Below are 24885 nucleotides of genomic sequence, written 5' to 3' on the forward strand. Positions count from 1 at the left end.
CAGGTTAGACCAGGACTCCCCAACGGATCAATTTTCCGCTCAACGTCCCTCGGGCAGCGCCACCAGCATATCCTTGGTCAGCACCTGCGGCAGCAAGCGCGGCGCCGGGGCGCCGGGGGCGTACCATAGATAGAGCGGCACCCCGGCGCGGTTGTTCGCCTCGATGAACCGGCCGAGCGCGGGATCGCCATTGGTCCAGTCGCCGACCAGCACCGCCACCTTGCGCTTGGCGAACGCCTGCGCCACCGCCTCGGTCTCGATCGCGGCCTTTTCGTTGACCTTGCACGTCAGGCACCAATCGGCGGTGAAATAAGCGAACACCGGCCGCCGCTCGGCGCGCAGCGCGGCGAGCCGCGCCTCGCTGAACGGCTCGGCCCCGGCGATCGCCGCCGCGGGCGCGGCCGCCGCGGCGGGACGGAGCATCACCACCGCCGCCAGCGCAAAGGGCAGCGCGGCCAGCGCGGGCCACCACGCCCCGCTCGCCCCGCGCTGCTGGCGCCGCCCGGTCCACCATAAAGCGAGCGCGCCGATCAGCATCGCGGCGAGCGCGAGCGTCAGCCCGTCGCTCCCCGCCTGCCGCCCGAGCACCCAGGCGAGCGCGAGCGCAGTGAGGAACATCGGCACCGACAGGATGCGCCGCACCAGCGCCATCCACGCCCCCGGCCGGGGCAGCAGCCGGCGCAGCGCGGGAACGAAGCCGATCAGCAGGAAGGGCAAGGCGATGCCGAACCCGAGCCCGGCGAACACCAGCAGCGCGGCGAGCGTCGGCAGCACCAGCGCCGCGCCGAGCGCCACCCCCATGAACGGCCCGGTGCACGGCGTCGCGACGAACGCCGCGAGCGCGCCGGTCATGAACGCCCCGCTCGCCCCGCCGCTGCCGGCGAAGCGCGGGGTAGGCAGTTCGAACAGCCCGGCGAGGTTGAACGCGATCGCTGCGACGAGCAGCAGCAGCGCGCCGATCACCCGCGGGTCCTGCAGCTGGAAGGCCCAGCCGACCGCGCTGCCCCCGGCCCGCAGCGCGAGCAGCGCCCCGCCGAGCGCGAGGCAGACGAGGATCACCCCGGCGGTATAGGCCAAGGCCTCCCGCCGCGCGGCACCCGCGGTCTCGCCGGATCGCGCGAGGCTCAGCGCCTTGAGGCTGAGGATCGGGAAGACGCACGGCATGATGTTGAGCAGCAGCCCGCCGAGCACCGCCCCGGCGAACGCCACCAGCGCGCCGCCCCACGCGCCGCCGGTATCGCGCAGCGCCGCGACCGGCCCCGGCATCGCGACCACCGAGAGGCCGCGCCCCTCCCCCGTCGCGAGCACGCCCTCGATCCGCCCGGAGACGGGGCTGGCCGCCGCCTTGGTCTCGATCACCAGCCGGTCGCCGTCGCGCCCCACCTTCTGCGGCGCGGCATAATCCACCGCGCCGGCCGCGGCGGCGTAGAAATAAGCATCCTTGACCGGCGCATCGGCGGGATAAGGCACCGCGAGGCGGAACATGCCGCCGCTCGCCGCCCAGGTCGCGGTCGCGCTCAGCGGTTGCGGCAGCGCGCGCCGCCAGCCGTCGAACCGCGCGCGCGTCGCCGCGTCGACCGCGCCGTCGCCGATCGTCAGCATAGTCTCGAGCGTCTGCGTCTCGGGGACGCATAATTGATCGGTGCAGACGAGATAATCGGCCTTCACCTTCACCGGCAGCCGCGTGCCCGCGGCAAGGCCGGGCGGAATCTTCAGATCGACCAGCATCGCGAAACGATGCTCGAACACATAGTTCATCAGGCCGGCGATCGTCAGCCGCCCCGGGATCGGATAGCGCAATGTGCCCGCGGTGATCCCGGCGGGGAGCGTCCATTCGAGCCGCGTGCCGAGCCCCGCGTCGCCCGGATTCTGCCAATAGGCGTGCCAGCCCGGCGCTGGATCCGCATCGAAGGCCAGTGTGACCGCCTTGCCCGGCGCCGGCTGCGCGCTTTCCGCGACCAGCCGCATCGCCAGATGCTGCTCCTGCGCGACGGCGCGCAACGCGAACAGCGTCATCAACCCGACCAGAAATGCCGCTAACCACGCTTGTCTCGCCATCATGGCGCGGACATACCGTGCCCGACCAATTGCACCAAGGACCGAAGATGAACGTGCGGATCGCTGCCCTGCCCCTTGCCCTGATGTCCGCCGCGATCGCGCTGCCGGTGGCCGCGCAGCAAGCCCCCGCGCCGGCCGCAGCCCCCGCCGCCGCGCCCGCGCCGACCACCCCGCCAAAGCTGATCGTCGCGATCTCGGTCGACCAATTCTCCGCCGATCTGTTCGCGCAATATCGCAACCGCTTTACCGGCGGGTTCGCGCGGCTGCTGCAGGGCGTGGTCTTCCCCTCGGGCTATCAGAGCCATGCCGCGACCGAGACCTGCCCCGGCCATTCGACGATCCTGACGGGGATGCGCCCCGCACATACCGGGATCATCGCCAATACCTGGGTCGACCAGAAGGCCGGGCGCGCCGACAAACTGGTCTATTGCGCGGAGGACGAGCGCGTCCCCGGCTCGACGCATGACGATTATACCGCCTCGGACCTGCATCTGAAGGTCCCGACATTGGGCGAGATGATGAAGGCGGCCAATCCCGCCACCCGCGTCGTCTCGGTCGCCGGCAAGGATCGCGCGGCGATCATGATGGGCGGGCACAAGGTCGATGAATTGTGGTTCTGGAACGGCAAGACCTTCGCCTCCTACGCCGATCGCAAGGCGCCGCCGACCGTCGTGCGCGCACAGACCGCGGTCGCCGATCTGATCGCCAAGCCGCAGGGGCCGCTGCCCTTGCCCAATTGGTGCGCGGCGATCGCGCGCCCGGTGCAGGCCGGCGCGCTGACGCTCGGCACCGGGCGGTTCGAGCGCGCGGCGGGCGACGCCAAGGGCTTCCGCGCCTCGCCGGCGATCGACACCGCGGTGCTCGGCATGGCCTATGGCCTCGCCAAGGATATGAAGCTCGGCACCGGCGCGGCGCCCGATCTGCTGATCGTCGGGCTCTCCGCGACCGATTATGTCGGCCATAGCTATGGCACGCAGGGCAGCGAGATGTGCATCCAGATGAACGAGCTGGATCTCGCGCTGGAAACCTTCTTCGACGCGCTCGACGGGCTGGGGGTCGATTATGAGGTCGCGCTGACCGCCGATCACGGCGCGCACGATCTCACCGAACGCCAGGTGCAGCATGCGATGCCGATGGAAACCCGGCTCGATGCGGGCTTTTCGCCCAAGAAGGTCGGGGCGGAGATCGGCAAGGACCTCGGCATCGCCGGCCCGGTGCTGATCGCGGCGGAGAGCGACGTCTATGTCGCCAACGACGTCCCCGCCGCGAAGCGCGCCAGGGTGATCGCCGAGGCGGTGCGGCGCTACACCGCGATGCCGCAGATCGCCGCCGCGCTGACCCGCGAGCAGATCGCCGCGACCCCGATGCCCAAGGGGCCGCCGGAAAACTGGACGCTGCTGGAGCGCGCGCGCGCCTCGTTCGATGCCGAACGGTCGGGCGACATCCTGCTGCTGACCAAGCCGCGCGTCACCCCGATCCCGGTCCCCGGCCCGGGCTATGTCGAGACGCACGGCAGCCCGTGGGATTACGACCGCCGCGTGCCGATCCTGTTCTGGCGCAAGGGGATCGCGCCGTTCGAGCAGCCCTTGTCGGTCGAGACGGTGGATATCGTGCCGACGCTCGCCGCGACGATCGGGCTGCCGGTCAGCGGGCTCGACGGGCGCTGCCTCGATCTGGATGCGACCGCCGCGTCGACCTGTCCGCGCTGACCTCCCGTCGCCCCGGGCTTGAGCCGGCGTGACGGGCTAAGTGCGGCCGTCAGGTCGCGATCCCCCCGCCAGCATCTCCCCCAGCCGTCGCGCGACCGCGCCGGGGGCGAACGGCTTCTGGATCACCCGATCCTCGCCGGCATGGGCCAGCGCTTCGAGATCGGCATAGCCGGTGACGAACAGCACCGGCAGGTGCGGATCGAGCCCACGCGCATGCGCGGCGAATTCGGCGCCGTTCATTCCCGGCATCGCGAAATCGACCACCGCGGCGTCGATCGTCGCGGCGCTGCGCAGCTCGATCAGCCCGCTCGCGCCGTCGGCCGCCTCGATCACCGTCGCGCCCGCGTCGCGCAATTCCTGCGCGGTCACCGCGCGGACGTGATCGTCGTCGTCGAGCACCAGCACGGTCCGCCCCGCGACCGACGTGCCGTTCGCCCCGACCGGATCGACCGCCGGCCGCCCGGCGTCCCCCGCCGCGCGCGGCAAATAGACGCGCACCGTCGTCCCCTCGCCCACCGCGGTCTCGATCTGCACCCCGCCCTCGGATTGCTTGACGAAGCCATAGACCTGCGCCAGCCCGAGCCCCGATCCCTTGCCCACCGCCTTGGTGGTGAAAAAGGGCTCGAACACCCGCGCGCGCACCGCCTCGGTCATCCCCTCGCCGGTGTCCGACACCGCGACCATCACATAATCGCCCGCAGGGGGATCGGCCGGCGCGGCCGGTTCGCCGAGCACGACATTGGCGGTGGTGACGGTGACGGTGCCCCCCGCCGCGCCCATCGCGTCGCGCGCGTTGATCGCCAGATTGAGCACCACCAGCTCGAACTGGGTTGGGTCGACCAAGGCCGGCCACACCCCGGGGGCAAGGCGCGTATCGATCGTGATCGCGCGCCCGAGCGAGCTTTCCATCAGCTCGCGCATCCCGGCGATCGACGCGTTGAGATCGATCACCTTAGCCTCGAGCCGCTGCCGCCGCGAGAAAGCGAGCAATTGCGCGGTCAGCGTCGCGCCGCGCTCCGCCGCCATCCGCACATGCTCCAGCCGCTGCATCGTCCGGGCATCACCCCCGGCCGCACCCAGCGTGCGCTCCAGCATCGCGATATTGCCGAGCACCACCGTCAGCAGATTGTTGAAATCATGCGCGACGCCCGAGGTGAGCTGCCCCACCGCCTCCAGCCGCTGCATCTGGTGCAAGGTCGCCTCGACCCGCTGCCGCTCGGCGATCTGCTCGGTGAGCTGCTGGGTGCGCTCGGCGATCCGCCGCTCCAGGGCCTCGCCCGCCAGATGCGCCTCGCTGACGTCGACCGCGCAGCATACGTAACCGCGATAGACGCCATCGACCATCCGCGCGCGCGCCTCGGCATGGACCCAGCATGAATCGCCGCTCGCGGTCATCAGCCGCAAGTCGCCGCCGACCGGTCGGCGCTCCGCGAAGATGCGCATCCGCGCCTCACCCATCCTGGGCCGATCCTCGGGCAGATAGAGCCGGGTCCAGCCATCGCGGATGATCTCGGCCGGCGACACCCCCAGCAGGGTTTCGAAGAAGCGGTTGGCGAAGACGATATTGCCGAGCTCGTCGGTCTGCCAGATCAGCGCGGGCAGACTGTCCGACAGGTTGCGGAAACGCGCCTCGCTCTCGCGCAGCGCCTCGCGGTCCTGCCGGCGGCGCGTGATGTCGATCACCGTCCCCGCGGCGCGGATGCAGGCCTGATCGGCGAACATGCCGCGCCCGGTGGCCGCCAGCCAGCGCATCTCCCCCGTATCGGCACGAAAGATGCGGAATTCGATATCGAGCAATTCGCGCACCGCCGGATCGGTCGCCGCATCGAGGCCACTGCGCACCCGCCCCAGATCGTCGGGATGGAGCAAGGCGTAGAAATCGTCGATGCTCATCGCCTGCCCGGCGGCGACGCCGAAGATCGCCTTGGCGCGATCGGACCAGCTGACCCGCGACGTCGCCCCGGTGAGATCGGCGTCCCAGGTGCCCGCACCGGCGGCCTCGGTCGCCAGCTCGAGCGATTCGCGGCTCAGCGCCAGCGCGTTTTCCGCGAGATGGCGGTCGGTGACGTCGCTGCCCTGAACGAACACGCCGTCCATCGCGCCGTTCGCGTCGACGAGCGGCTGGAGGACGAAATCGACGTAACGGACCTCCGGCTCGATATCGTGACGGCGGCGCAACGCGACCGCCGCCCCGCTCCCGCGATAGGGCTGACCGGTGGTCCGCACCTGATCGAGCAGCGCGAGATAGCCCTGTTCGATCAGCTCGGGCAGCACCTCGCGCACCGGCCGCCCCAGCACGTCGCCGTCGCGGTCGCCGATCAGCTCGCGGCCCGCGAGGTTGATCAGATCGAACTGATGATCCGGCCCGCGCAGCACCGCGATGAACCCCGGCGCTTCCTCGAACATCTGCGCCAGCCGCGCCTTGTCCTCCGCCACCGCGCGCGCCGCGCGCACCCGCTCGGTGGTTTCGGAGACGATGCACAGCACGCCGCCGACCGCGCCGTCATCTTCGCGAACCGGCGAATAGGAGATGTCGAAATAGACTTCCTCGCGAACGCCGTCGCGCTCGATCGGGAACGGCCGGTCCTTGGCGTGATAGGTCTCGCCGGTGGCGCGGACATGCGCCAGCATCGGTTCGAGCGACGCCCACAGTTCGCGCCAGGATTCGCGCCCCGGCCGGCCGAGCGCGGTCGGATGCCGGTCGCCGATCGTCGCGGCATAAGCGTCGTTGTAGAGCGCGACATAGTCCGGCCCCCAGAAGAGCACGATCTCCGCGCCGGCGGGCAGCATCAGGCTGATCGCGCCGAGCAACGCGCGCGGCCAGTGCTCGATCGGCCCGAGCGGGGAAGACGACCAGTCCTTCGCCAGCATCATCTCAGCCAGCGCCCCGCCGCCGGCGAGCTGATGCGCAACCCAGCGCGGATCCACGGTCGTTCCGTTCATCGCCGCAGAGCACTATCCCCTTCGTCTCGCCGCGGAAAGCGGGAACGATGGCGCTGAAGCACAAAGCCCATTAGGTAAGCACGCGATGAAGCCAGTGTTCCGTTCGATCCACGCCCATCGCCTGCTCCGCGTCGCCGCCGCGATGCCGCGCGCCTCGGTCGGCGATGCCGCCGCCAATGCCGAGGCGACGATCGCGCTTGCGCGTCGCGCGCACGACGAGGCGGTCGATCTCGTCGTCTTTCCGGAATTGAACCTCACCTCCTACGCGATCGACGATCTCCATTTGCAATCGGCGCAGCAGGCGGCGACGCGCGAGGCGCTGGCGGCGGTGGTTGCCGCGACGCGCGATCTGTCCCCCGTGTTGCTGGTCGGCGCGGCGCTGGCGCGCAACGGGCGGCTCTACAATTGCGCGGTGGCGATCGCGCGGGGGCGTATCCTGGGGGTGGTGCCCAAGACCTATCTGCCCAATTACCGCGAATATTATGAGAAACGCTGGTTCGCGAGCGGCGGCGGGCTATCGGGGCTGGCGATCCGCATCGGCGATGCCGAGGTGCCGTTCGGCACCGATCTGATCTTCGCGGCGAGCGATCTGCCGCATTTCGTGTTCCACGCCGAAATCTGCGAGGATTATTGGGCGCCGATCCCGCCCTCGACGATCGGGGCGTTGGCCGGGGCGTTGGTGTGCTGCAACCTCTCCGCGTCGAACGTGACGATCGGCAAGGCGCGCGAGCGGGCGATGCTGTCGGCGGCGCAATCGGCGCGCGGGGTCAGCGCCTATATCTACGCCGCGGCCGGACCCGGCGAGAGCACCACCGATCTGGCGTGGGACGGGCAAGGCACGATCCACGAACTGGGCGAGCTGCTCGCCGAATCGACGCGCTTCGATCATGAACCCGGCCTGTGCATCGCCGACGTCGATTGCGAGCGGCTGGCGCAGGAGCGCGCGCGGTTCGGCACGTTCAACGACGCCGCCGCCTTCGCCGGCCACCCCGAGGCGCGCTTCCGCCGCGTCGAATTCGCGCATGCGCCCGATTTCGCCGATGTCGGATTGCGCCGCCCGCTGCGGCGCTTCCCGTTCGTACCCAACAATCCCGAGAAGCGCGACGCGGATTGCTACGAGGCCTTCAACATCCAGGTCGAGGGACTGGCCAAGCGGCTCGAGGCGACCGGGGCGAAGCGGCTGGTGATCGGTGTCTCGGGCGGGCTCGATTCGACCCACGCGCTGATCGTCGCCGCCAAGGCGCTCGACCGGCTCGGGCGGCCCCGCGCGGACATTCTGGGCATCACCATGCCCGGCTTCGCGACCAGCGACGCCACCAAGTCGAATGCGTGGAAGCTGATGAAGGCGCTGGGCGTCACCGCCGAGGAGATCGACATCCGCCCCGCCGCGACGCGGATGCTGGAGGATATCGGCCACCCCTTCGCCAATGGCGAGCCGCATTATGACGTGACGTTCGAGAATGTGCAGGCCGGGCTGCGCACCGACTATCTGTTCCGCCTCGCCAACCAGCGCGAGGGGCTTGTCGTCGGCACCGGCGACCTTTCCGAACTGGCGCTCGGCTGGTGCACTTATGGCGTCGGCGATCAGATGAGCCATTACGGCGTCAACGCCGGCGTGCCCAAGACGCTGATCCAGTTCCTGATCCGCTGGTGCATCGCGACCGACCAATATGACGCCGAGACCGATACGGTGCTCGACGCGATCCTTTCGACCGAGATCAGCCCCGAGCTCGTCCCCGCCGGCGCCGACGGCGCGATCCAGAGCACCGAGGCACGGATCGGGCCTTATGCGCTCAACGATTTCTTCGCGCATCATGTGATCCGCTTCGGCCTCGCGCCGTCGAAGATCCTGTTCCTCGCCTGGCACGCGTGGCGCGATGCCGCGGCGGGGCGCTGGCCCGAGGGCATCCCGGAAGCGGCGCGGGTTGCCTACGATCTCGAGACGATCCGCGCGTGGCTGGAGAAATTCCTCGTGCGCTTCTTCCGTACCAGCCAGTTCAAGCGTTCGGCGCTGCCCAACGGGCCGAAGGTGTCGGCCGGTGGCGCGCTCAGCCCGCGCGGCGACTGGCGCGCGCCGAGCGACGGCACCGCCGCAGTGTGGCTCGCGGAACTGGCGGGGTGGGATTGAGCGCTTCATTGGCGCACTCCCTCGCCGTTCGGGCTGAGCTTGTGGAAGCCCTGCACGTTCAGAAGTACAGCCCTTCGACAAGCTCAGGGCGAGCGGGGGTTAGGAAGCGCCTGGCCCCCTATCCTCGCGGCAATCCCGCGGTCACCGCCTCATATTCCCGCATCGTCTCGTCGAAGATCTGCGCCACCGGCTTCACATCGTGGATCCGCCCGGCGACCTGCCCGGTGAGCGCGATCCCCGCCTCCAGATCGCCCGCGAAATAGACCCGCTGCGTATCGGCGAACTCGCCGAAGATATTGGGCGAGCCCTCCGCCGCGAGCCGCGCGGTACGCTCGGTACGCAGCGCGCGGAGCGCCGGCCCCGGCCCCTTGCGGTTGAGGAAGACGGTATCGGTCGCGTCCGCCTCGACGATCGCGCGCTTCCAATTGTCGTGGACCGGGCTTTCGGCGGAGGAGAGGATGCGCGTCCCCATCAGCACGCCCTCGGCGCCGAGCGCGAAGGCCGCCGCCATCGTCCGCCCGTCCATGATCCCGCCTGCGGCGACCACCGGCACGTCGACCGCCTCGACCACCTGCGGGACGAGCACCATCGTCGACACGTCCTTGGGATTCTTGAACCCGCCGCCCTCGCCGCCCTCGACGATCAGCCCGTCGACCCCCGCTTCGACCGCGCGCAACGCCCCGGCGAGATTGGGGACGACGTGGAATACCGTCAGCCCCGCATCCTTGAGCATCGCGGTGTATTTCATCGGATCGCCGGCCGAGGTGGTGACGAACTTCACCCCCTGATCGATCACGAAGCGGATGATCTCTGGATCGCGGACGAAGGCCTGCGCGACATTCACCCCGAACGGCTTGTCGGTGAGCGTGCGCATCTTGATGATCTCGCCGCGCACCGCGTCGAGCTCACCCGAAGAGGTCTCGATGATCCCCATCCCGCCGGCATTGGATACCGCGGAAGACAATTGCGCGCGCGCGATCCAGCCCATCGCGGCCTGGATGATCGGCTTTTCGATCCCCAGCAGCTCGGTGATGCGCGTCCTGATCGCCATTGCCCGCTCCTCTTTCGTTTTTCGAAAGACGGGTTGGCATGAACACGGTGCCGACGCCAGCCCCAAACGGGCCGGCGCCGAAATCCGGGTATGTTACTCCGCCGCTTCGGCGGTGGTTTCCGGTGCCTTCCACACCAGCACCGGCTTGCGCGCGGCGAGGGTTTCGTCGAGCCGGCTGCGCGGCGCGAAATGCGGCGCGGTGCGCAACGTCTCGTCGCCGGCAAGCGCGCGTTCGGCCACCGAGCGCAGCGCGCCGATGAACTGATCGAGCGTCGCCTTGCTCTCGGTCTCGGTCGGCTCGACCAGCATCGCACCGTGGACGACGAGTGGGAAATACATCGTCATCGGGTGGAAACCCTCGTCGATCAGCGCCTTGGCGACGTCGATCGTCGAGAAGCCTTCGGCGAAGCCCTTATCCGAGAAGATCGCCTCGTGCATGCACGGCCCCGAGGCGGCGAACGGCGCGTCGAGCACGTCGCTCAGGCTGCGCAGCACGTAATTGGCGTTGAGCACCGCATCCTCGGCGACTTGGCGCAGGCCGTCCGCGCCGTGGCTGAGGATATAGGTCAGCGCGCGGGTGAACATCCCCATCTGGCCGTGGAAGGCGGTCATCCGGCCGAAGCTGTCGGCGTGGTGATCCTGCGCGGTTTCTTCCTCGACCAGCGCGAAATGATCGCCGCGCTTCTCGACGAACGGCAGCGGGGCGAACGGGGTGAGGCGCTCGGAGAACACCACCGGCCCCGACCCCGGCCCGCCGCCGCCATGCGGGGTCGAGAAGGTCTTGTGCAGGTTGATGTGCATCGCATCGACGCCGAGATCGCCCGGCCGCACCCGGCCGACGATCGCGTTGAAGTTCGCGCCGTCGCAATAGACATAGCCGCCGGCGGCATGAACCGCCTCCGAGATCGTCCTGAGATCGCGCTCGAACAGCCCGCAGGTATTGGGGTTGGTGATCATCACCCCGGCGATATCCGGCCCGAGCCGCGCCTTGAGCGCCGCGGTATCGACGCGGCCATCGGCGGTGGCGGGGATATCCTCCACCGCAAAGCCTGCGAAGGCGGCGGTGGCGGGGTTGGTGCCGTGAGCGCTTTCGGGGACGAGGATCACCTTGCGATGCCCCTCGCCGCGCTTCTCCAGCGCCGCCTTGATCGCAAGGATGCCGCACAATTCGCCATGCGCCCCGGCCTTGGGGCTCATCGCCACCGAATGCATGCCGGTCAGCGTCACCAGCCAGTGCGCGAGTTGCTGGATCACCTCGAGCGCGCCTTGCACCGTATCGATCGGCTGGAGCGGGTGGAGATCGGCGAAACCGGGCAGCCGCGCCATTTTCTCGTTGAGCCGCGGATTATGCTTCATCGTGCACGAGCCGAGCGGGAACAGCCCGAGGTCGATCGCATAATTCTGCCGGCTGAGGCGGGTATAATGCCGCACCGTCTCGGGTTCGCTGAGCCCCGGCAGGTCGATCGCCGCGGTGCGCGCTAGCCCGCCGAGCCGGCTGGTCGCGGTGACCGGCGGGGCCACTTCGACCCCGGTGGTGTGATTGTCGCCGATCTCGAAGATCAGCGGCTCTTCCAGCATCAATGCCTTGTTGCCGGTGAAGGTGGGGGCCGCGTTGCCGCCCTGCTGCGGGGCGGTCGGGCGCCAGCCGCTCTGGTTGATCGCGCTCATGCCAGCACCTCCTCAAGCGCCTGGGCCAGTGTTTCGACATCCTCCGCGGTGGTCGTCTCGGTCACTGCGATGACGAGCCCGTTGGCGAGGCCGGCCTCGTCGGGATAGAGCCGCCCGAGCGACACCCCGGCGAGGATCCCCTTGTCCGCCAGCGCGCGGACGATCGGGCGCGCCTCACGCCCGAGATCGAGCGTGAATTCGTTGAAGAAGGTCTCGTTGACCAGCCGCACCCCCGGCACCTTGGCCAGCCGCTCCGCCGCGGCGACCGCGCCGGCGTGATTGGCCGCCGCCAGCGCGCGCAGCCCCGCCTCGCCGAGCAGGGTCATGTGGATCGAGAAAGCCAGCGCGCACAGGCCGGAATTGGTACAGATGTTCGAGGTCGCCTTCTCGCGGCGGATATGCTGCTCGCGGGTCGAAAGCGTCAGCACGAAGCCGCGCCGCCCGTCGGCATCGACCGTCTCGCCGGTGAGCCGGCCCGGCATCTGGCGGACATATTTGTCCTTGCAGCCGAACAGCCCGACATAAGGCCCGCCGAACTGGAGCCCGACGCCGATCGACTGGCCCTCGCCGACGACGATATCGGCATCCATCTCGCCCGGCGACTTGATCGCGCCGAGCGCGACCGGCTCGGTCACCACCGCGATCAGCAGCGCCTTTTGCGCGTGGCACGCATCGGCCAGCGGGCGCAGATCGGCGATGCGGCCGAGGATATCGGGATATTGCACCACGACGCACGAGGTATCGCCATCGATCTTGGCGATCAGCGCCTCGAGATCGGTTTCGGCGGTCAGCGCGGGGACCGCGACGTCGAGCGCATCGCCGGTATATTTCGCCATCGTCCTGGCGACCGACACATAATGCGGGTGGAGCCCGCCCGAGAGGATCGCCTTCCCGCGCCGGGTGATGCGCCGCGCCATCCCGATCGCCTCCCAGCAGGCGGTCGAGCCGTCGTACATGCTGGCATTGGCGACATCAGTGCCGAGCAGACGCGCGACCTGCGTCTGGAACTCGAACAGCATCTGCAGCGTGCCCTGCGCGATTTCCGGCTGATAGGGCGTATAGGCGGTAAGGAACTCGCCGCGCTGGATGATGTGATCGACGCTCGCCGGGACGTGGTGGCGATAGGCGCCGCAGCCGAGAAAGAACGGGCCGTCGCCGGCCGACATGTTCTTGCGCGCCAGGGCGGTCATATGGCGTTCGACCGCCAGTTCGCTGGCGTGGCCGGGCAGGCCGGCGATCGGCCCGTCGAGGCGGATCGCCTCGGGCACGTCGACGAACAGATCGTCGATCGACGAGGCGCCGATCGCCGCGAGCATCGCCGCGCGATCGGGCTGGGTGAGCGGGAGATATCGCATCAGTCGGGCTTTCTCATCGTGGGGCGCGAGCCGGGCATAGTCGGCGGGCGTTTGCCCTTACTTCGTCATGCCGGGCTCGACCTGGCATCCAGCGTTCCGTGCGACGACGCTTGCGGCTCTGGATGCCGGATCAAGTCCGGCAGGACGGCAACGGTTCAGAGCTTGGCGACGAACGCCTCGTAAGCGCTCTCGTCCATCAGCGCTTCGAGCTCGGACGGGTCGGACAGGGTGATCTTGTAGAACCAGCCCTCGCCCTCGGGGTCGGAATTGACCAGCGCGGGATCGTCGGCAAGCGCGGGATTGCCCTCGATCACCGTGCCCGACACCGGCGAATAGACGTCGCTCGCCGCCTTGACGCTCTCGACCACCGCGGCGTCGTCGCCCTTGGTCAGCTTCTTGCCGTCCTCAGGCACTTCGACGAACACGATGTCGCCGAGCTGGCCCTGCGCATAATCGGAGATGCCGACGGTGCCGGTCTCGCCGTCGACGTCGATCCATTCGTGATCTTGGGTGAAATAACGGCTCATCTCACTTCACTCCTCGGAAGTAACGGTGGGGAACGAAAGGCAGCGCAGCGACGGTGGCGTCATGCGGCTTGCCGCGCTGCTGAAGCTGGACACGCGTGCCGGGCACCGCGAGCGCGGCGGGGACATAGGCCATCGCGATCGGCGCACCGACCGTCGGCGCGAACCCGCCCGAGGTGACGTGGCCGATCTCCTTGCCCGCAGCGTCGACGACGATCGCGCCCTCGCGCACCGGCTGACGGCCCTCGACGAGCAGCCCGACACGCTTGGTCGCGGCGCCTTCCTCACGCTCCTTGAGGATGCGCGCGGCGCCCGGGAAGTCCGCCGTCTCGCGACGGCGCTTGAACAGGGCGAAGCCGAGATCGGCCATCACCGGCGTCGTTTCGGGCGACAGATCGTGGCCGTAGAGCGGCAGCCCCGCCTCGAGCCGCAGCGAATCGCGCGCACCGAGCCCGATCGGCTTGACCTCGGGCTGGGCGACGAGCACGTCGGCCAGCGCCTCGGCCGCCTCGGCGGGGACCGAAATCTCGAACCCGTCCTCGCCGGTATAGCCCGAGCGGCTGATCCACAGCTTATGGCCCTGCCACTCGAACGCCGCCGCCTGCATGAACACCAGATCGGCGACACCGGGAATCAGCCGCGCCAGCGCGTCGACCGCCTTCGGCCCCTGCAGCGCGAGCAGCGCGTGATCTTCCATCAGGTTGAGCGTGATATCGTCGGGCAGTTGCTCGATCATATGCCCGATATCGTCATATTTGGTCGCGCCGTTGACGACCATATAGACGCGATCCTCGGCCTGCCGCGTCAGCATCAGATCGTCGAGAATCCCGCCCTCGGCATCGAGCAGCAGCGAATAACGCGCGCGGTTGAACGCGAGCCCGGCGATATCGGCGGGCATCAGCGCCTCGAGCGCCGGCACCACGCCCGCGCCGGTGAAGGTGAGCTGGCCCATATGGCTGACGTCAAACAGCCCGGCCGCCTCGCGCGTCCACAGATGCTCGGCCATGATGCCTTCATATTGGACGGGCATGTGATAGCCGGCGAATTCGACCATTCGCCCGCCCTTCGCGCGATGCCAGGCATCGAGCGGCAGCGGCAGGATCGCCGGTTCTTCGTAACCGTCGTCGCTATGGGCTTGGCTGTCGATCGTTTCGCTCATCAGATATCTTCCGGCAGAAAGGGCGTGACGACACCGCGGGAACCCGCGCGGCCGATCCGTTCACCCCCTCTGTCACGGAACCTGAGAGCTTCCTCCGCGCCGTTCGACGGCGGCGGGTTACCCCTTCGGTGAGGCGCAGCTCAAAGCCGCGCCTGCTTTCCAGAGTATCGTTCGGCGCCATGCGGTCCTGCGTGCCTGAGAGATTCCGGGGTGGTTGCTCCTTCGGCGGCCGCCCGACTGCCCTGAAAGGGCAACGTCGACGGCTCTCTCCCGCGCGTGCCTGAACCGGTTGCCCGGATCACGATGTGCGAGCCTCTGGCCGTGCCATGTTCCTGAGTCAATCATCAATTCTAATGCCCCCCATTATCGGGGCAACGGGCGGTTTTCGCGCCGCCGGAGCAACGTCGCGTGCGCCATGCGGTTGCCCGCTTGCGCGCCGCGCGGGTTCGGCCTATATCGCGATCGCTTTCTCTACATCGACAGATGAAGAGGCTGCGGGGCTCGCCCTGCGGCGGCAACTACGCATGTTTGGAGCATTGATGGCGGACAATCCCGCGCTGACCCGATTGATCGCACCCGAGGCGGAAGCGCTCGGCTTCGCGCTCGTGCGCGTGCGGCTGTTCGGCAAGGGCGACGAGCGGACGCTGCAGGTGATGGCCGAGCGCCCCGATACGCGGCAGCTGACGATCGACGATTGCGCCGAACTGTCGCGCCGGCTGTCCGACATGCTCGATCGCGAGGACCCGATCGAGGAGGCATACCGGCTGGAGGTCTCCTCCCCCGGGATCGATCGCCCGCTGACGCGGCTGCAGGACTTCGCCGACTGGGCCGGGCATGAGGCGCGGATCGTGCTCGACGCGCCGATCGACGGGCAGAAGCAGTTCAAGGGCGAACTCGCCGGGATCGAGGGCGAGACGATCGCGATCGTCCTCCAGAAAAGCGGCACGGTCGCGCATGTCCCGTTCGGCGGGGTGGTCGACGCCAAGCTGGTGCTGACCGACAAGCTCATCAAGGCAACCGTCCCGCTCTCCTTCGAGGGCGCGGAGCAAGAAATCGAAGCAGAGGAACACGACTAATGGCCACCGGCGTGACCGCCAACCGGGCGGAGCTGATCGCGATCGCGAATTCCGTCGCCAATGAGAAGATGATCGACCGTGCGATCGTCATCGAGGCGATGGAGGATGCGATCCAGCGCGCTGCGCGCACCCGTTACGGCCAGGAGATGGACATCCGCGCCAAGCTCGACCCGAACAACGGCGACCTGCGCCTGTGGCGCGTCGTCGAGGTGGTCGAGCAGGTCGACGATATCTACAAGCAGGTCGACGTGAAGGGCGCGCAGAAGCTGCAGGCCGGCGCGGTGGTCGGCGACTTCCTCGTCGATCCCCTCCCGCCGATCGAATTCGGCCGCATCCAGGCGCAGGCCGCCAAGCAGACGATCTTCCAGAAGGTCCGCGATGCCGAGCGCGAGCGCCAGTATGAAGAATTCAAGGACCGCTCGGGCGAGATCATCACCGGCGTCGTCAAGCGCGTCGAGTTCGGCCATATCGTCGTCGATCTCGGCCGCGCCGAGGGCGTGATCCGCCGCGACCAGCAGATTCCGCGCGAAGTGGTGCGCGTCAACGATCGCATCCGCAGCCTGATCCTCAAGGTGGTGCGCGAGAATCGCGGGCCGCAGATCTTCCTGTCGCGCGCGCACCCGGACTTCATGAAGAAGCTGTTCGCGCAGGAAGTCCCCGAAATCTACGACGGGATCATCGAGATCAAGGCCGCCGCGCGCGATCCGGGCAGCCGCGCCAAGATCGGCGTGATCAGCCACGATTCGAGCATCGACCCGGTCGGCGCCTGCGTCGGCATGAAGGGCAGCCGCGTCCAGGCGGTGGTGCAGGAGATGCAGGGCGAGAAGATCGACATCATCCCCTGGTCGCCCGACACCGCGACCTTCGTGGTCAACGCGCTCCAGCCGGCGAACGTCAGCCGCGTGCTGATCGATGAGGAGGAAGATCGCATCGAGGTGGTGGTGCCCGACGATCAGCTCTCGCTGGCGATCGGCCGCCGCGGCCAGAACGTCCGCCTCGCCTCGCAGCTCACCGCCAAGGCGATCGACATCCTCACCGAGACCGACGCGAGCGAGAAGCGCCAGCAGGAATTCGTCCGCAATTCGGAGCTGTTCCAGAACGAGCTCGACGTGGACGAGACGCTGGCGCAGCTGCTCGTCGCCGAGGGCTTCAGCGAGCTCGAAGAAGTCGCTTATGTCGAGCTCGACGAGCTCGCCGGAATCGAGGGCTTCGACGAGGATCTCGCGCAGGAGCTGCAGAGCCGTGCGCAGGAAGCGCTGGAGCGCCGCGAGGCCGCCGCGCGCGAGGAGCGTCGCGCGCTGGGTGTCGAGGATGCGCTGGCCGAGCTGCCCTATCTGACCGAGGCGATGCTCGTCACGCTCGGCAAGGCGGGAATCACCACGCTCGACGATCTCGCCGATCTCGCGACCGACGAACTGATCGAGAAGCGCCGCGCCGAGCCGCGCCGCCGCAACGAGGATGCCCCGCGCAAGACCGAGAACAAGGGCGGCGTGCTCGCCGAATATGGTCTCAGCGAGGAGCAGGGCAACGAGATCATCATGGCCGCGCGCGCGCACTGGTTCACCGACGAGGAAGAAGCCGCGCCCGCAGGCGACGACACCGCGGAGGCGTCCGAGGCCTGATGCCGTTCGTCTCGATCCGATTGGCGGGCTCCGCAACCAAGGAGCAGAAAGCGGGGCTGGTGGCCGACGTCACCGCCTCGCTGGTCGCGCGGCTGGGCAAGAACCCGGCGGCGGTGCAAGTCGTGATCGAAGAAGTTTCGCTGGAGAATTACGGCTCGGCCGGGATTCTCATCGCCGACCGCCAGCCCGAGGGAGGCGCACATGCGGCACCCTCGCAATGACACGGTAGCGGCCCCCACCCGCACCTGCATTCTCGGTCGCGAGCAGGCGGCGCGCGGGGCATTGATTCGCCTCGCGCTCGCCCCCGATGGTCAGGTGCTGCCCGACGTGCGCGCCAAGGCGCCGGGGCGCGGCGCGTGGATCGGGGTGAACCGTGCCGAGCTGATCGCCGCCGCCGGGCCGAAGGGCAAGTTGCGCGGCGCGCTGGCGCGGGCGTTCAAGACCAACGACTTCACGATTCCCGACGATCTGCCCGATCTGATCGCCGCCGCGCTGGAGCGCAATGCGCTCGACCGGCTCGGGCTGGAATCGCGCGCGGGGACACTGCTGACCGGCGCGGAGCGGATCGAAGCCGCTGCGCGCGAAGGGAAACTTCACGCGCTTTACCACGCCGCCGATGCCGGTGCGGATGGGCGCGGGCGACTGGCGCAGGCGTGGCGCGTCGGCACCGATCGCGAAGGAAGTGACCTCAAGGGGTTGGCGTTGCCGCTGAATCGCCCCATATTGTCGATGGCGCTGGGCCGCGAGAACGTGGTACATATCGGCGTCACCGACCGCATGGCGGCCGCGCGATTGGGCGATGCGCTCGATCGGTGGCTGCAATTTATCGGCCCTGAACTGACTCCTGCGCCTTGCGAAACGGCCTCGCAAGGCGCATCGCCGCCCGGACAATCCGGGCAACCGGCCGTGACGACGCGACGAGGAATTTGAGTGAGCGAGACCGACAACGACAAGCCGAAACTTGGCATGCGCGCGCCGCTGGGGCTGAAGCGCACGGTCGAGACCGGCAAGGTGAAGCAGAGCTTCAGCCACGGCCGTTCGAACACGGTGGTGGTCGAAGTGAAGCGGCGCCGCGTGCTCGGCCCCGGCGGCACGCCCGAGGCGACGCCGGCCGCTCCGCCGCCGCCGCCGCCCGTCCAGCAGGCGCCCGAGCCGCCGCGCCCGGCGCCGACGCGCGCGCCTGCCGGGGAGACTCCGCAGGAGCGCCAGGCGCGTCTGCTGCGTGAGGCCGAAGAACAGCGCATGCACGCGCTGGAAGACCAGCGGCGTCGCGAAGAAGCCGATCGTCAGCGCGCCGCCGAAGAGGAAGCGCGTCGCGCCGAGGAAAAGCGCGCGGCCGAAGCCAAAGCCGCCGAGGCGCCGGCACCCGCACCGACCCCGGAACCCACGCCCGCGCCGCAGCCGGCAGCGGAGCCGACGCCTGCGCCGGCACCCGAGGTGAAGGCCGAGCCGGCACCGGTCGCCGCGGCGCCCGCACCGGAACCCGCCGCGCCGCCTCCCCCGCCCCCGCCGCTCGAACTGTCGCGCGATCCGGCAATGCCGGCGCCGCGTCGCTTCACCCCGGTGGTGCGCCCCGAGATTCCCAAGCCGCAGCCCAAGCCCGAGCCGGCCAAGCCCGCCGCTTCGGCCGCGCCTTCCGCGCCCGCATCGAGCGGATCGTCGGCCGGCGGCCAGCAGCGCAGCATGCCCAGCGGGCAGGCGACGCCGCGCAACGCCGCCCCGGCGCGTCCGCAGCAGCGCGACCGCAAGGGCGACGAGCGCCGCGGCGGCAAGCTGACGGTCAATCGCGCGTTGAGCGAGGAAGGCGCGCGTGCGCGCAGCCTCGCCGCGCTCAAACGTGCGCGTGAAAAGGAACGCCGTTCGCAGTTCAGCGGCCCGCGCGAGCCGCAGGCCAAGCAGGTCCGTGACGTCCAGGTGCCGGAGGCGATCACCGTCCAGGAACTTGCCAACCGTATGGCAGAAAAGGGCGCCGACCTGGTCAAGGCGCTGTTCAAGATGGGCATGCCGGTCACCGTCAATCAGACGATCGACCAGGACACCGCCGAGCTGCTCGTCACCGAATTCGGGCACAATATCGTCCGCGTGTCGGATGCCGACATCGATCTGCAGATCGATGATGCGGTCGACGAGGATGTCGCGCTCCAGCCGCGTCCGCCGGTGGTGACGATCATGGGCCACGTCGATCACGGCAAGACCAGCCTGCTCGACGCGCTGCGCGGCACCGATGTGGTGAAGGGCGAGGCCGGTGGCATCACCCAGCATATCGGCGCCTATCAGGTGACGCTGAAGGACAAGTCGAAGATCACCTTCCTCGACACCCCGGGCCACGAAGCGTTCACCGCGATGCGCGCGCGTGGCGCCGACGTCACCGATATCGTGGTGCTGGTGGTCGCCGCCGACGACGGGCTGATGCCGCAGACGATCGAGGCGATCAATCACACCAAGGCCGCCGGCAAGCCGATGATCGTGGCGATCAACAAGATCGACAAGCACGAGGCCAATGCCCAGCGCGTGCGCGAGCGCCTGCTGGAGCATGAGGTGGTCGTCGAGCAGATGGGCGGCGACGTCCAGGACGTGGAGGTCTCCGCGCTCAAGAAGACCGGCCTCGACGAGCTGATCGAGAAGATCCAGCTCCAGGCCGAGCTGATGGAGCTCAAGGCCAACCCCGATCGCGCTGCCGAGGGCTCGGTGCTCGAGGCGAAGCTCGACAAGGGCCGCGGCCCGGTCGCCACCGTGCTCGTCACGCGCGGCACGCTCAAGGTCGGCGACGTGTTCGTCGTCGGCGCGGAAAGCGGCAAGGTCCGGGCTTTGGTCGACGACAAGGGCCGCCAGCTCAAGCAGGCGGAGCCGTCGATGCCGGTCGAGGTGCTGGGTATTTCCGGCACCCCGTCGGCGGGCGATCAGCTCCAGGTGGTCGAGAACGAGGCGCGTGCGCGCGAGGTCGCCGAATATCGCCAGGGGGTGCTGCTCCAGAAGCGCACCACCGCGGCGCCGGCGAGCCTGGAGAGCATGTTCTCCGCGCTCAAGGCCAATCAGGCGATCGAATATCCGCTCGTCGTCAAGGCCGACACGCAGGGCACCGTCGAAGCGATCGTCGCCAGCCTCAACAAGCTGTCGACCGACGACATCAAGGTGCGCATCCTGCACTCGGGCGTCGGCGGGATCACCGAGAGCGACGTCAACGTCGCGGCGGCATCGGGCGCGCCGATCATCGGCTTCCACGTCCGTGCCAATGCCAAGGCGCGCGAAATCGCCGAACGGCATCAGGTGGCGCTCAAATATTATGACGTCATCTACGACCTGATCGACGAGATCCGCGCCGGCATGGCGGGCGAGCTCGGCCCCGAGGCGTTCGAAACGGTCGTCGGCCGTGCCGAAATCCGCGAGGTCTTCTCGGCCGGCAAGCACGGCAAGGCGGCCGGTCTGCTGGTGGTCGAAGGCGTTATCCGCAAGGCACTCAAGGCCCGCATCACGCGCAACGACGTCATCATCTACAATGGCGAGATCGCGTCGCTGCGGCGGTTCAAGGACGATGTGGCGGAAGTGCGCGCCGGCCTCGAATGCGGCGTGACCTTCACCAACAACTTCACCGACATCAAGCCGGGCGACTTCCTGGAAACCTTCGAGGTCGAACTGCGCGAGCGGACGTTGTAAATTAGATCCGCGTCAAAGGCGCGGATCTGTATTCCTGATACCTCCTTTCCTGACCGGTCGATCCGGTCAGAAAGGAGGGAATGGTGAATACACAGACAATTGCGACACTGGTCTTGGGTTTCGCGACCTTTTTGGTCGCGTTGCTCGCCTTGGTAGTTGAGCTGATCAAGCTCGGCCAAGGGTAGCCAGTAAGGAGCCCCGGTGCTGGAACGCCGGGGTTCCGATATGATTTGGGCCCGGATGCTGGAACAACCGGGCCCAGGAGGTGAAGCAAATACTTCGACCTTTGCGACCTTGCCTATGTACCAAAACGTGCGGGAAACTTCAAGATGAAGCACTCTGAAGCCGGCGACCGTTCGGTCCGCACCCTCCGGGTCGGCGAGCAGGTGCGCCATGTGCTCGCGGAAATATTGCAGCGCGGCGACGTCCACGACGATACGCTCGCCTCGCATCTCGTGTCGGTGACCGAGGTCCGCATGTCGCCTGACCTGCGCAACGCCACCGTGTTCGTCAAACCGTTGCTGGGCCGCGACGAAGAGGTGGTGCTGAAGGCGCTGAGGACCAACACCGCCTTCCTCCAGCGCGAAGTGGCTCGGCGTATCAACTTGAAATATGCGGCAAAATTGAAGTTCATCGCCGATGAAAGCTTCGACGAGGGCAGCCATATCGACTCGCTGCTCCGCGCGCCGGGCGTCGCGCGCGACCTCGATTGAACGGCTCGTCGCACCCGGCTTCCGCTCACCCCGGGCGAGTCTCTCTCCACCCCGAAAAGCCCGGTTACCGCGCCCCTAACGATTAACATCGACCCTTCGAAAGCGTAGGCCATGCTGCGGCTGCGAGTGTATTTCGCGGTCGATCGGCGGGATGCCGGCATTTGCCGGTGCCCCGTGTGCCGTATGAAAGGGTTCGAGTATGACTGGAAAACGAAAGCTTCTCGCTGCCGCCAGTAGCGTCGCGCTGGCGGTCTTTGCCACCAGCGCGGATGCCGCGGTGCTGATCCAGGGCACCGGCTTCTGGGGCAGCAACACCAGCACCACTGCCGTCAGCAGGGCCAACCAATCCTTCCAATTCTCATTCGATCTGCCGGATACGATCACGGCGGCGGCTGGCTATGCCTTCACGTCGGCGATCAGCAATTTCAGCTTCTCGCTCAACGGCGTCGCGCTCAGCGCGGTCCCGTCGGAAATCCGTTTCTACAGCAGCGCCAACAACGGGCTGTTCGATATGGTGCTCAACGGCGTCAATCTGCGACTGTTCGGCGCCGACGTCGGCTCGAACGGCACCCTGGGGCCGTCGGGCGGGTATAATTTCACCGCGGCGGTCAACGGCAACGGCGCGACCGGGCTTGGCGTCACCACGGTGACTTCGCTCGCCGCGGCGGTTCCCGAACCCGCTGTCTGGGGTCTGCTCATCCTCGGCTTCGGGATGGTTGCGGGCCGGATGCGCTATCGCCGCCGTCAACCGACCCAATTGCGCTTCGCCTGAACCCCAGCGAGGTCTGCACAAATAGGAACGGCGCCCGCACCCACATGCGGGCGCCGTTTTCCTTTGCCGGCCGAGCGGCTATGCCCCCGGCACGATGGCCAAGCTCTATTTCTATTATGCCTCGATGAACGCGGGGAAATCGACCAACCTGCTGCAGGCCGATTTCAACTATCGCGAGCGCGGGATGGCGACGATGCTGTTCACCGCGGCGATCGACGATCGTTTCGCGAGTGCGACGATCTCGTCGCGGATCGGGCTCGCCGCACCCGCGACGATGTTCGACGCCGCGACCGATATCGCCGCGATCGTAGTGGAGCGGCACGCGGCGGGGTGCATCGCCTGCGTGCTGGTCGACGAGGCGCAATTCCTTACCGCGGCGCAGGTCGATCAGCTCGCGTATCTCGCCGATACCCACGGCATTCCGGTGCTGGCTTACGGGCTGCGCACCGATTTTCGTGGGGCGCTGTTCGAGGGATCGGCGCGGCTGCTGGCGCTGGCGGACGCGCTGATCGAGATCAAATCGGTCTGCGCCTGCGGGCGCAAGGCGACGATGAACCTGCGCGTCGATGCCGACGGCCGCGCGGTCGCCGAAGGGCGACAGACCGAGATCGGCGGCAACGACCGCTATGTCGCGCTATGCCGCCGGCATTTCACCGCGGCGCTGGCCGAAGCGCGGGAGCTTTAAGACCCCCCTCCCCTTCAGGCGAAGGGCTGACCCGGCGGACATCAAAAGATACGCTCGCTCCGCCTATTCATCGACACGGTTCGTCCCTAGATCACCGGCCATGAACCCCGACAACGTTCTCTATGCCGCCGCCGTATGGATCATCCCCCTGGTGATCGCGATCGTCTTTCACGAGGTGGCGCATGGCCTGATGGCGCGCGTGCTCGGCGATCCCACCGCGCATGAGGAGCGGCGGCTGAGCTTCAACCCGCTGCGGCATGTCGACCCGATCGGCACGGTGATCCTGCCGCTGGCGCTGGCGATCGCCAAGGCGCCGGTGTTCGGCTGGGCCAAGCCGGTGCCGGTGCGCGCCGAGCGGCTGCGCAACCCGCGCTGGGGGATGGTGGCGGTGGCGCTCGCCGGGCCGGGGATGAACCTGCTGCTCGCGGGGGTCACCGCGATCGCGCTCGGGCTGGTAACTGGCTACGCCGCCGGCAATGGCCCGCCCCAGGGCGTCGCCGGGTTCGTTTCGGCGAACCTGCTCAATTTCCTGCTGATCAACGTGTTTCTCGCGGTGTTCAACCTCCTGCCGATCCCGCCGTTCGACGGCGGGCATGTCGTCGAGGGGCTATTGCCCCGTCCGCTCGCCTTCCAATGGGCGAAACTGGCGCGGTTCGGCTTTCCGCTGCTGATCGTGCTGCTCGTGGTATTGCCCATGATCTTCCCCAAGGCGAGCATCATGCAGCATATCGTCGGCCCGCCGGCCGAGGCGCTGGTGCACGCCTATCTCTCCTTCGCCAGCCTGTTCCTGTGAACGGCTGGCTTGTCATCGATAAGCCGCTCGGCACCGGCTCGACCCAGGCGGTCGGCGCGGTGAAGCGCGCGCTGCGCGCAGGGGGCTATGGCAAGGCCAAGGTCGGGCACGGCGGGACGCTCGACCCGCTCGCCTCAGGAGTATTGCCGATCGCGCTTGGCGAGGCGACCAAGCTCGCCGGGCGGATGCTCGACAGCGACAAGAGCTACGATTTCACGATCCGCTTCGGCAGCGAGACCGATACGCTCGACGGCGAGGGCACGGTGATCGCGACCAGCGACGTGCGCCCCACCGCCGCTGCGCTCGCCGCGGTATTGCCGCGCTTCACCGGGCCGATCGCGCAGGTGCCGCCGGCCTATTCGGCGCTCAAGGTCGACGGCGCGCGCGCCTATGACCTCGCGCGTGCCGGCGAGGAAGTGACGCTCGCCAGCCGGAACGTGACGGTTCATTCCCTTGTCTGTCATCCCCGCGCAGGCGGGGATCCATTCGCGCAGGTCGTTGAAGAAGCCGCACCGGCAGCGGCAATGGATTCCCGCCTTCGCGGGAATGACGAGGTTCTGGAGGAAGTGACGCTGACGGCGCATGTCTCCAAGGGCACCTATATCCGCAGCCTTGCGCGCGATATCGCGCTGGCGCTTGGCACCGTAGGTCATGTCACCTATCTAAGACGCACCAAGGCCGGCCCGTTCGACCTCTCCCAAGCGATATCGCTGGACAAATTGGCCGAAATCGCTATGGGCCACGCGCTTGAACAATCTCTCCTGCCGTTGAGGGCAGCGCTGGACGACATCCCGGCACTTTCCCTCTCCCCCGATCAGGCAGGGGCGCTCCGCCAGGGGCGTGTTCTGGTCGGGATCGTCGCCGAGGATGGCTTGACCCTCGCGCTGCTCGGCGACGTGCCGGTGGCGCTGGTCGATGTGGCGGACCGCGAGGTCCGCGTCGTCCGCGGCTTCAACTTGTGATGTGATGTCGAAG

20 protein-coding genes and 1 riboswitch are annotated in these 24885 nt (G+C 68.2%); of the genes, 13 read left to right on the forward strand and 7 right to left on the reverse strand.

What is annotated here, in order from left to right:
- Positions 1 to 39 precede the first annotated feature (39 nt).
- Entirely contained in the window at positions 40 to 2058 is a 2019-nt protein-coding gene (locus NED98_RS12695) for a protein-disulfide reductase DsbD family protein (protein ID WP_432423322.1), read from the reverse strand.
- Positions 2059 to 2105: 47 nt separating this feature from the next.
- Between NED98_RS12695 and NED98_RS12700 the strand changes: the two genes are divergently transcribed.
- The gene (locus tag NED98_RS12700) at positions 2106 to 3767 is read left to right on the forward strand and encodes an alkaline phosphatase family protein (RefSeq protein ID WP_265313253.1); all 1662 of its coding nucleotides are present in this window, start codon (positions 2106 to 2108) and stop codon (positions 3765 to 3767) included.
- 36 nt (positions 3768 to 3803) lie between these two features.
- Here the strand turns inward: NED98_RS12700 and NED98_RS12705 are convergent, their stop codons facing one another.
- The gene (locus NED98_RS12705; RefSeq protein ID WP_265313254.1) at positions 3804 to 6710 is read right to left on the reverse strand and encodes a hybrid sensor histidine kinase/response regulator; all 2907 of its coding nucleotides are present in this window, start codon (positions 6708 to 6710) and stop codon (positions 3804 to 3806) included.
- A gap of 85 nt (positions 6711 to 6795) precedes the next feature.
- On the opposite strand from NED98_RS12705, the gene NED98_RS12710 reads away from it, so the two are divergent.
- On the forward strand, positions 6796 to 8838 hold the full coding sequence (locus tag NED98_RS12710) for an NAD(+) synthase (RefSeq protein ID WP_265313255.1): 2043 nt from the start codon (positions 6796 to 6798) through the stop codon (positions 8836 to 8838).
- A 118-nt stretch (positions 8839 to 8956) separates the two neighbouring features.
- Here the strand turns inward: NED98_RS12710 and NED98_RS12715 are convergent, their stop codons facing one another.
- From NED98_RS12715 to gcvT, 5 genes are all read right to left on the reverse strand, one after another.
- On the reverse strand, positions 8957 to 9889 hold the full coding sequence (locus tag NED98_RS12715; RefSeq protein ID WP_265313256.1) for an NAD(P)H-dependent flavin oxidoreductase: 933 nt from the start codon (positions 9887 to 9889) through the stop codon (positions 8957 to 8959).
- 93 nt (positions 9890 to 9982) lie between these two features.
- The gene (gene gcvPB, locus NED98_RS12720) at positions 9983 to 11557 is read right to left on the reverse strand and encodes an aminomethyl-transferring glycine dehydrogenase subunit GcvPB (RefSeq protein ID WP_265313257.1); all 1575 of its coding nucleotides are present in this window, start codon (positions 11555 to 11557) and stop codon (positions 9983 to 9985) included.
- Positions 11554 to 12912 carry an aminomethyl-transferring glycine dehydrogenase subunit GcvPA gene (gcvPA, locus tag NED98_RS12725; RefSeq protein WP_265268499.1) on the reverse strand — a complete coding sequence of 453 codons (1359 nt, stop codon included), beginning with the start codon at positions 12910 to 12912 and terminating at the stop codon, positions 11554 to 11556. Before gcvPA ends, gcvPB begins: the two co-directional genes overlap by 4 nt.
- 155 nt (positions 12913 to 13067) lie before the next feature.
- Positions 13068 to 13439, reverse strand: coding sequence for a glycine cleavage system protein GcvH (gene gcvH / locus NED98_RS12730; protein WP_179510882.1), 372 nt, complete (start codon positions 13437 to 13439; stop codon positions 13068 to 13070).
- Between the two features lies 1 nt (position 13440).
- On the reverse strand, positions 13441 to 14595 hold the full coding sequence (gene gcvT / locus NED98_RS12735) for a glycine cleavage system aminomethyltransferase GcvT (RefSeq protein ID WP_265313258.1): 1155 nt from the start codon (positions 14593 to 14595) through the stop codon (positions 13441 to 13443).
- A 172-nt stretch (positions 14596 to 14767) separates the two neighbouring features.
- Positions 14768 to 14878: riboswitch (glycine riboswitch) on the reverse strand.
- A gap of 256 nt (positions 14879 to 15134) precedes the next feature.
- Between gcvT and rimP the strand changes: the two genes are divergently transcribed.
- The 11 genes from rimP (at position 15135) to truB (ending at position 24872) form a co-directional block, all read left to right on the forward strand.
- Positions 15135 to 15671: a ribosome maturation protein RimP gene (gene rimP / locus NED98_RS12740; RefSeq protein WP_179510880.1), complete on the forward strand. Its 537-nt coding sequence runs from the start codon at positions 15135 to 15137 to the stop codon at positions 15669 to 15671.
- Entirely contained in the window at positions 15671 to 17293 is a 1623-nt protein-coding gene (nusA, locus tag NED98_RS12745; RefSeq protein ID WP_265313259.1) for a transcription termination factor NusA, read from the forward strand. The genes rimP and nusA overlap by 1 nt, the downstream gene beginning before the upstream one ends.
- Positions 17293 to 17514 (forward strand): tautomerase family protein, encoded by a 222-nt coding sequence (locus NED98_RS12750; RefSeq protein ID WP_179510878.1) that lies wholly within the window; start codon positions 17293 to 17295, stop codon positions 17512 to 17514. The genes nusA and NED98_RS12750 overlap by 1 nt, the downstream gene beginning before the upstream one ends.
- Positions 17495 to 18223, forward strand: a complete 729-nt coding sequence (locus NED98_RS12755; RefSeq protein ID WP_179510877.1) for a DUF448 domain-containing protein — start codon at positions 17495 to 17497, stop codon at positions 18221 to 18223. Before NED98_RS12750 ends, NED98_RS12755 begins: the two co-directional genes overlap by 20 nt.
- Complete coding sequence (infB, locus tag NED98_RS12760; protein WP_179510876.1) at positions 18224 to 20947, forward strand: translation initiation factor IF-2; 2724 nt, start codon at positions 18224 to 18226, stop codon at positions 20945 to 20947.
- Positions 20948 to 21027: 80 nt separating this feature from the next.
- Positions 21028 to 21132 (forward strand): putative holin-like toxin, encoded by a 105-nt coding sequence (locus NED98_RS23405; protein ID WP_353744667.1) that lies wholly within the window; start codon positions 21028 to 21030, stop codon positions 21130 to 21132.
- A gap of 144 nt (positions 21133 to 21276) precedes the next feature.
- On the forward strand, positions 21277 to 21660 hold the full coding sequence (rbfA, locus tag NED98_RS12765) for a 30S ribosome-binding factor RbfA (RefSeq protein WP_265268495.1): 384 nt from the start codon (positions 21277 to 21279) through the stop codon (positions 21658 to 21660).
- A 199-nt stretch (positions 21661 to 21859) separates the two neighbouring features.
- A complete protein-coding gene (locus NED98_RS12770) occupies positions 21860 to 22432 on the forward strand; it encodes a PEPxxWA-CTERM sorting domain-containing protein (protein WP_179510873.1) in 573 nt (190 codons plus the stop codon).
- 94 nt (positions 22433 to 22526) lie between these two features.
- Positions 22527 to 23117, forward strand: a complete 591-nt coding sequence (locus NED98_RS12775) for a thymidine kinase (RefSeq protein WP_179510872.1) — start codon at positions 22527 to 22529, stop codon at positions 23115 to 23117.
- A 100-nt stretch (positions 23118 to 23217) separates the two neighbouring features.
- Positions 23218 to 23910: a site-2 protease family protein gene (locus NED98_RS12780; protein WP_265313260.1), complete on the forward strand. Its 693-nt coding sequence runs from the start codon at positions 23218 to 23220 to the stop codon at positions 23908 to 23910.
- A complete protein-coding gene (truB, locus tag NED98_RS12785) occupies positions 23907 to 24872 on the forward strand; it encodes a tRNA pseudouridine(55) synthase TruB (RefSeq protein ID WP_265268493.1) in 966 nt (321 codons plus the stop codon). Before NED98_RS12780 ends, truB begins: the two co-directional genes overlap by 4 nt.
- Positions 24873 to 24885 lie beyond the last annotated feature (13 nt).

The sequence above is a fragment of the Sphingomonas lycopersici genome (assembly GCF_026130605.1).
GTDB classification, from domain to species: domain Bacteria; phylum Pseudomonadota; class Alphaproteobacteria; order Sphingomonadales; family Sphingomonadaceae; genus Sphingomonas; species Sphingomonas lycopersici.

What these genes read in the sequence shown, in the direction of transcription:
- NED98_RS12695 (WP_432423322.1), bottom strand. Translation starts at nt 2,058, where the DNA reads ATGGCGAGACAAGCGTGGTTAGCGGCATTTCTGGTCGGGTTGATGACG.
- rimP (WP_179510880.1), top strand. Translation starts at nt 15,135, where the DNA reads ATGGCGGACAATCCCGCGCTGACCCGATTGATCGCACCCGAGGCGGAA.
- NED98_RS12705 (WP_265313254.1), bottom strand. Translation starts at nt 6,710, where the DNA reads ATGAACGGAACGACCGTGGATCCGCGCTGGGTTGCGCATCAGCTCGCC.
- gcvT (WP_265313258.1), bottom strand. Translation starts at nt 14,595, where the DNA reads ATGAGCGAAACGATCGACAGCCAAGCCCATAGCGACGACGGTTACGAA.
- NED98_RS12755 (WP_179510877.1), top strand. Translation starts at nt 17,495, where the DNA reads ATGCGGCACCCTCGCAATGACACGGTAGCGGCCCCCACCCGCACCTGC.
- nusA (WP_265313259.1), top strand. Translation starts at nt 15,671, where the DNA reads ATGGCCACCGGCGTGACCGCCAACCGGGCGGAGCTGATCGCGATCGCG.
- NED98_RS12750 (WP_179510878.1), top strand. Translation starts at nt 17,293, where the DNA reads ATGCCGTTCGTCTCGATCCGATTGGCGGGCTCCGCAACCAAGGAGCAG.
- NED98_RS12770 (WP_179510873.1), top strand. Translation starts at nt 21,860, where the DNA reads ATGACTGGAAAACGAAAGCTTCTCGCTGCCGCCAGTAGCGTCGCGCTG.
- gcvPB (WP_265313257.1), bottom strand. Translation starts at nt 11,557, where the DNA reads ATGAGCGCGATCAACCAGAGCGGCTGGCGCCCGACCGCCCCGCAGCAG.
- NED98_RS12715 (WP_265313256.1), bottom strand. Translation starts at nt 9,889, where the DNA reads ATGGCGATCAGGACGCGCATCACCGAGCTGCTGGGGATCGAAAAGCCG.
- rbfA (WP_265268495.1), top strand. Translation starts at nt 21,277, where the DNA reads ATGAAGCACTCTGAAGCCGGCGACCGTTCGGTCCGCACCCTCCGGGTC.
- gcvH (WP_179510882.1), bottom strand. Translation starts at nt 13,439, where the DNA reads ATGAGCCGTTATTTCACCCAAGATCACGAATGGATCGACGTCGACGGC.
- NED98_RS12775 (WP_179510872.1), top strand. Translation starts at nt 22,527, where the DNA reads ATGGCCAAGCTCTATTTCTATTATGCCTCGATGAACGCGGGGAAATCG.
- NED98_RS12700 (WP_265313253.1), top strand. Translation starts at nt 2,106, where the DNA reads ATGAACGTGCGGATCGCTGCCCTGCCCCTTGCCCTGATGTCCGCCGCG.
- NED98_RS12780 (WP_265313260.1), top strand. Translation starts at nt 23,218, where the DNA reads ATGAACCCCGACAACGTTCTCTATGCCGCCGCCGTATGGATCATCCCC.
- gcvPA (WP_265268499.1), bottom strand. Translation starts at nt 12,912, where the DNA reads ATGCGATATCTCCCGCTCACCCAGCCCGATCGCGCGGCGATGCTCGCG.
- NED98_RS23405 (WP_353744667.1), top strand. Translation starts at nt 21,028, where the DNA reads ATGGTGAATACACAGACAATTGCGACACTGGTCTTGGGTTTCGCGACC.
- NED98_RS12710 (WP_265313255.1), top strand. Translation starts at nt 6,796, where the DNA reads ATGAAGCCAGTGTTCCGTTCGATCCACGCCCATCGCCTGCTCCGCGTC.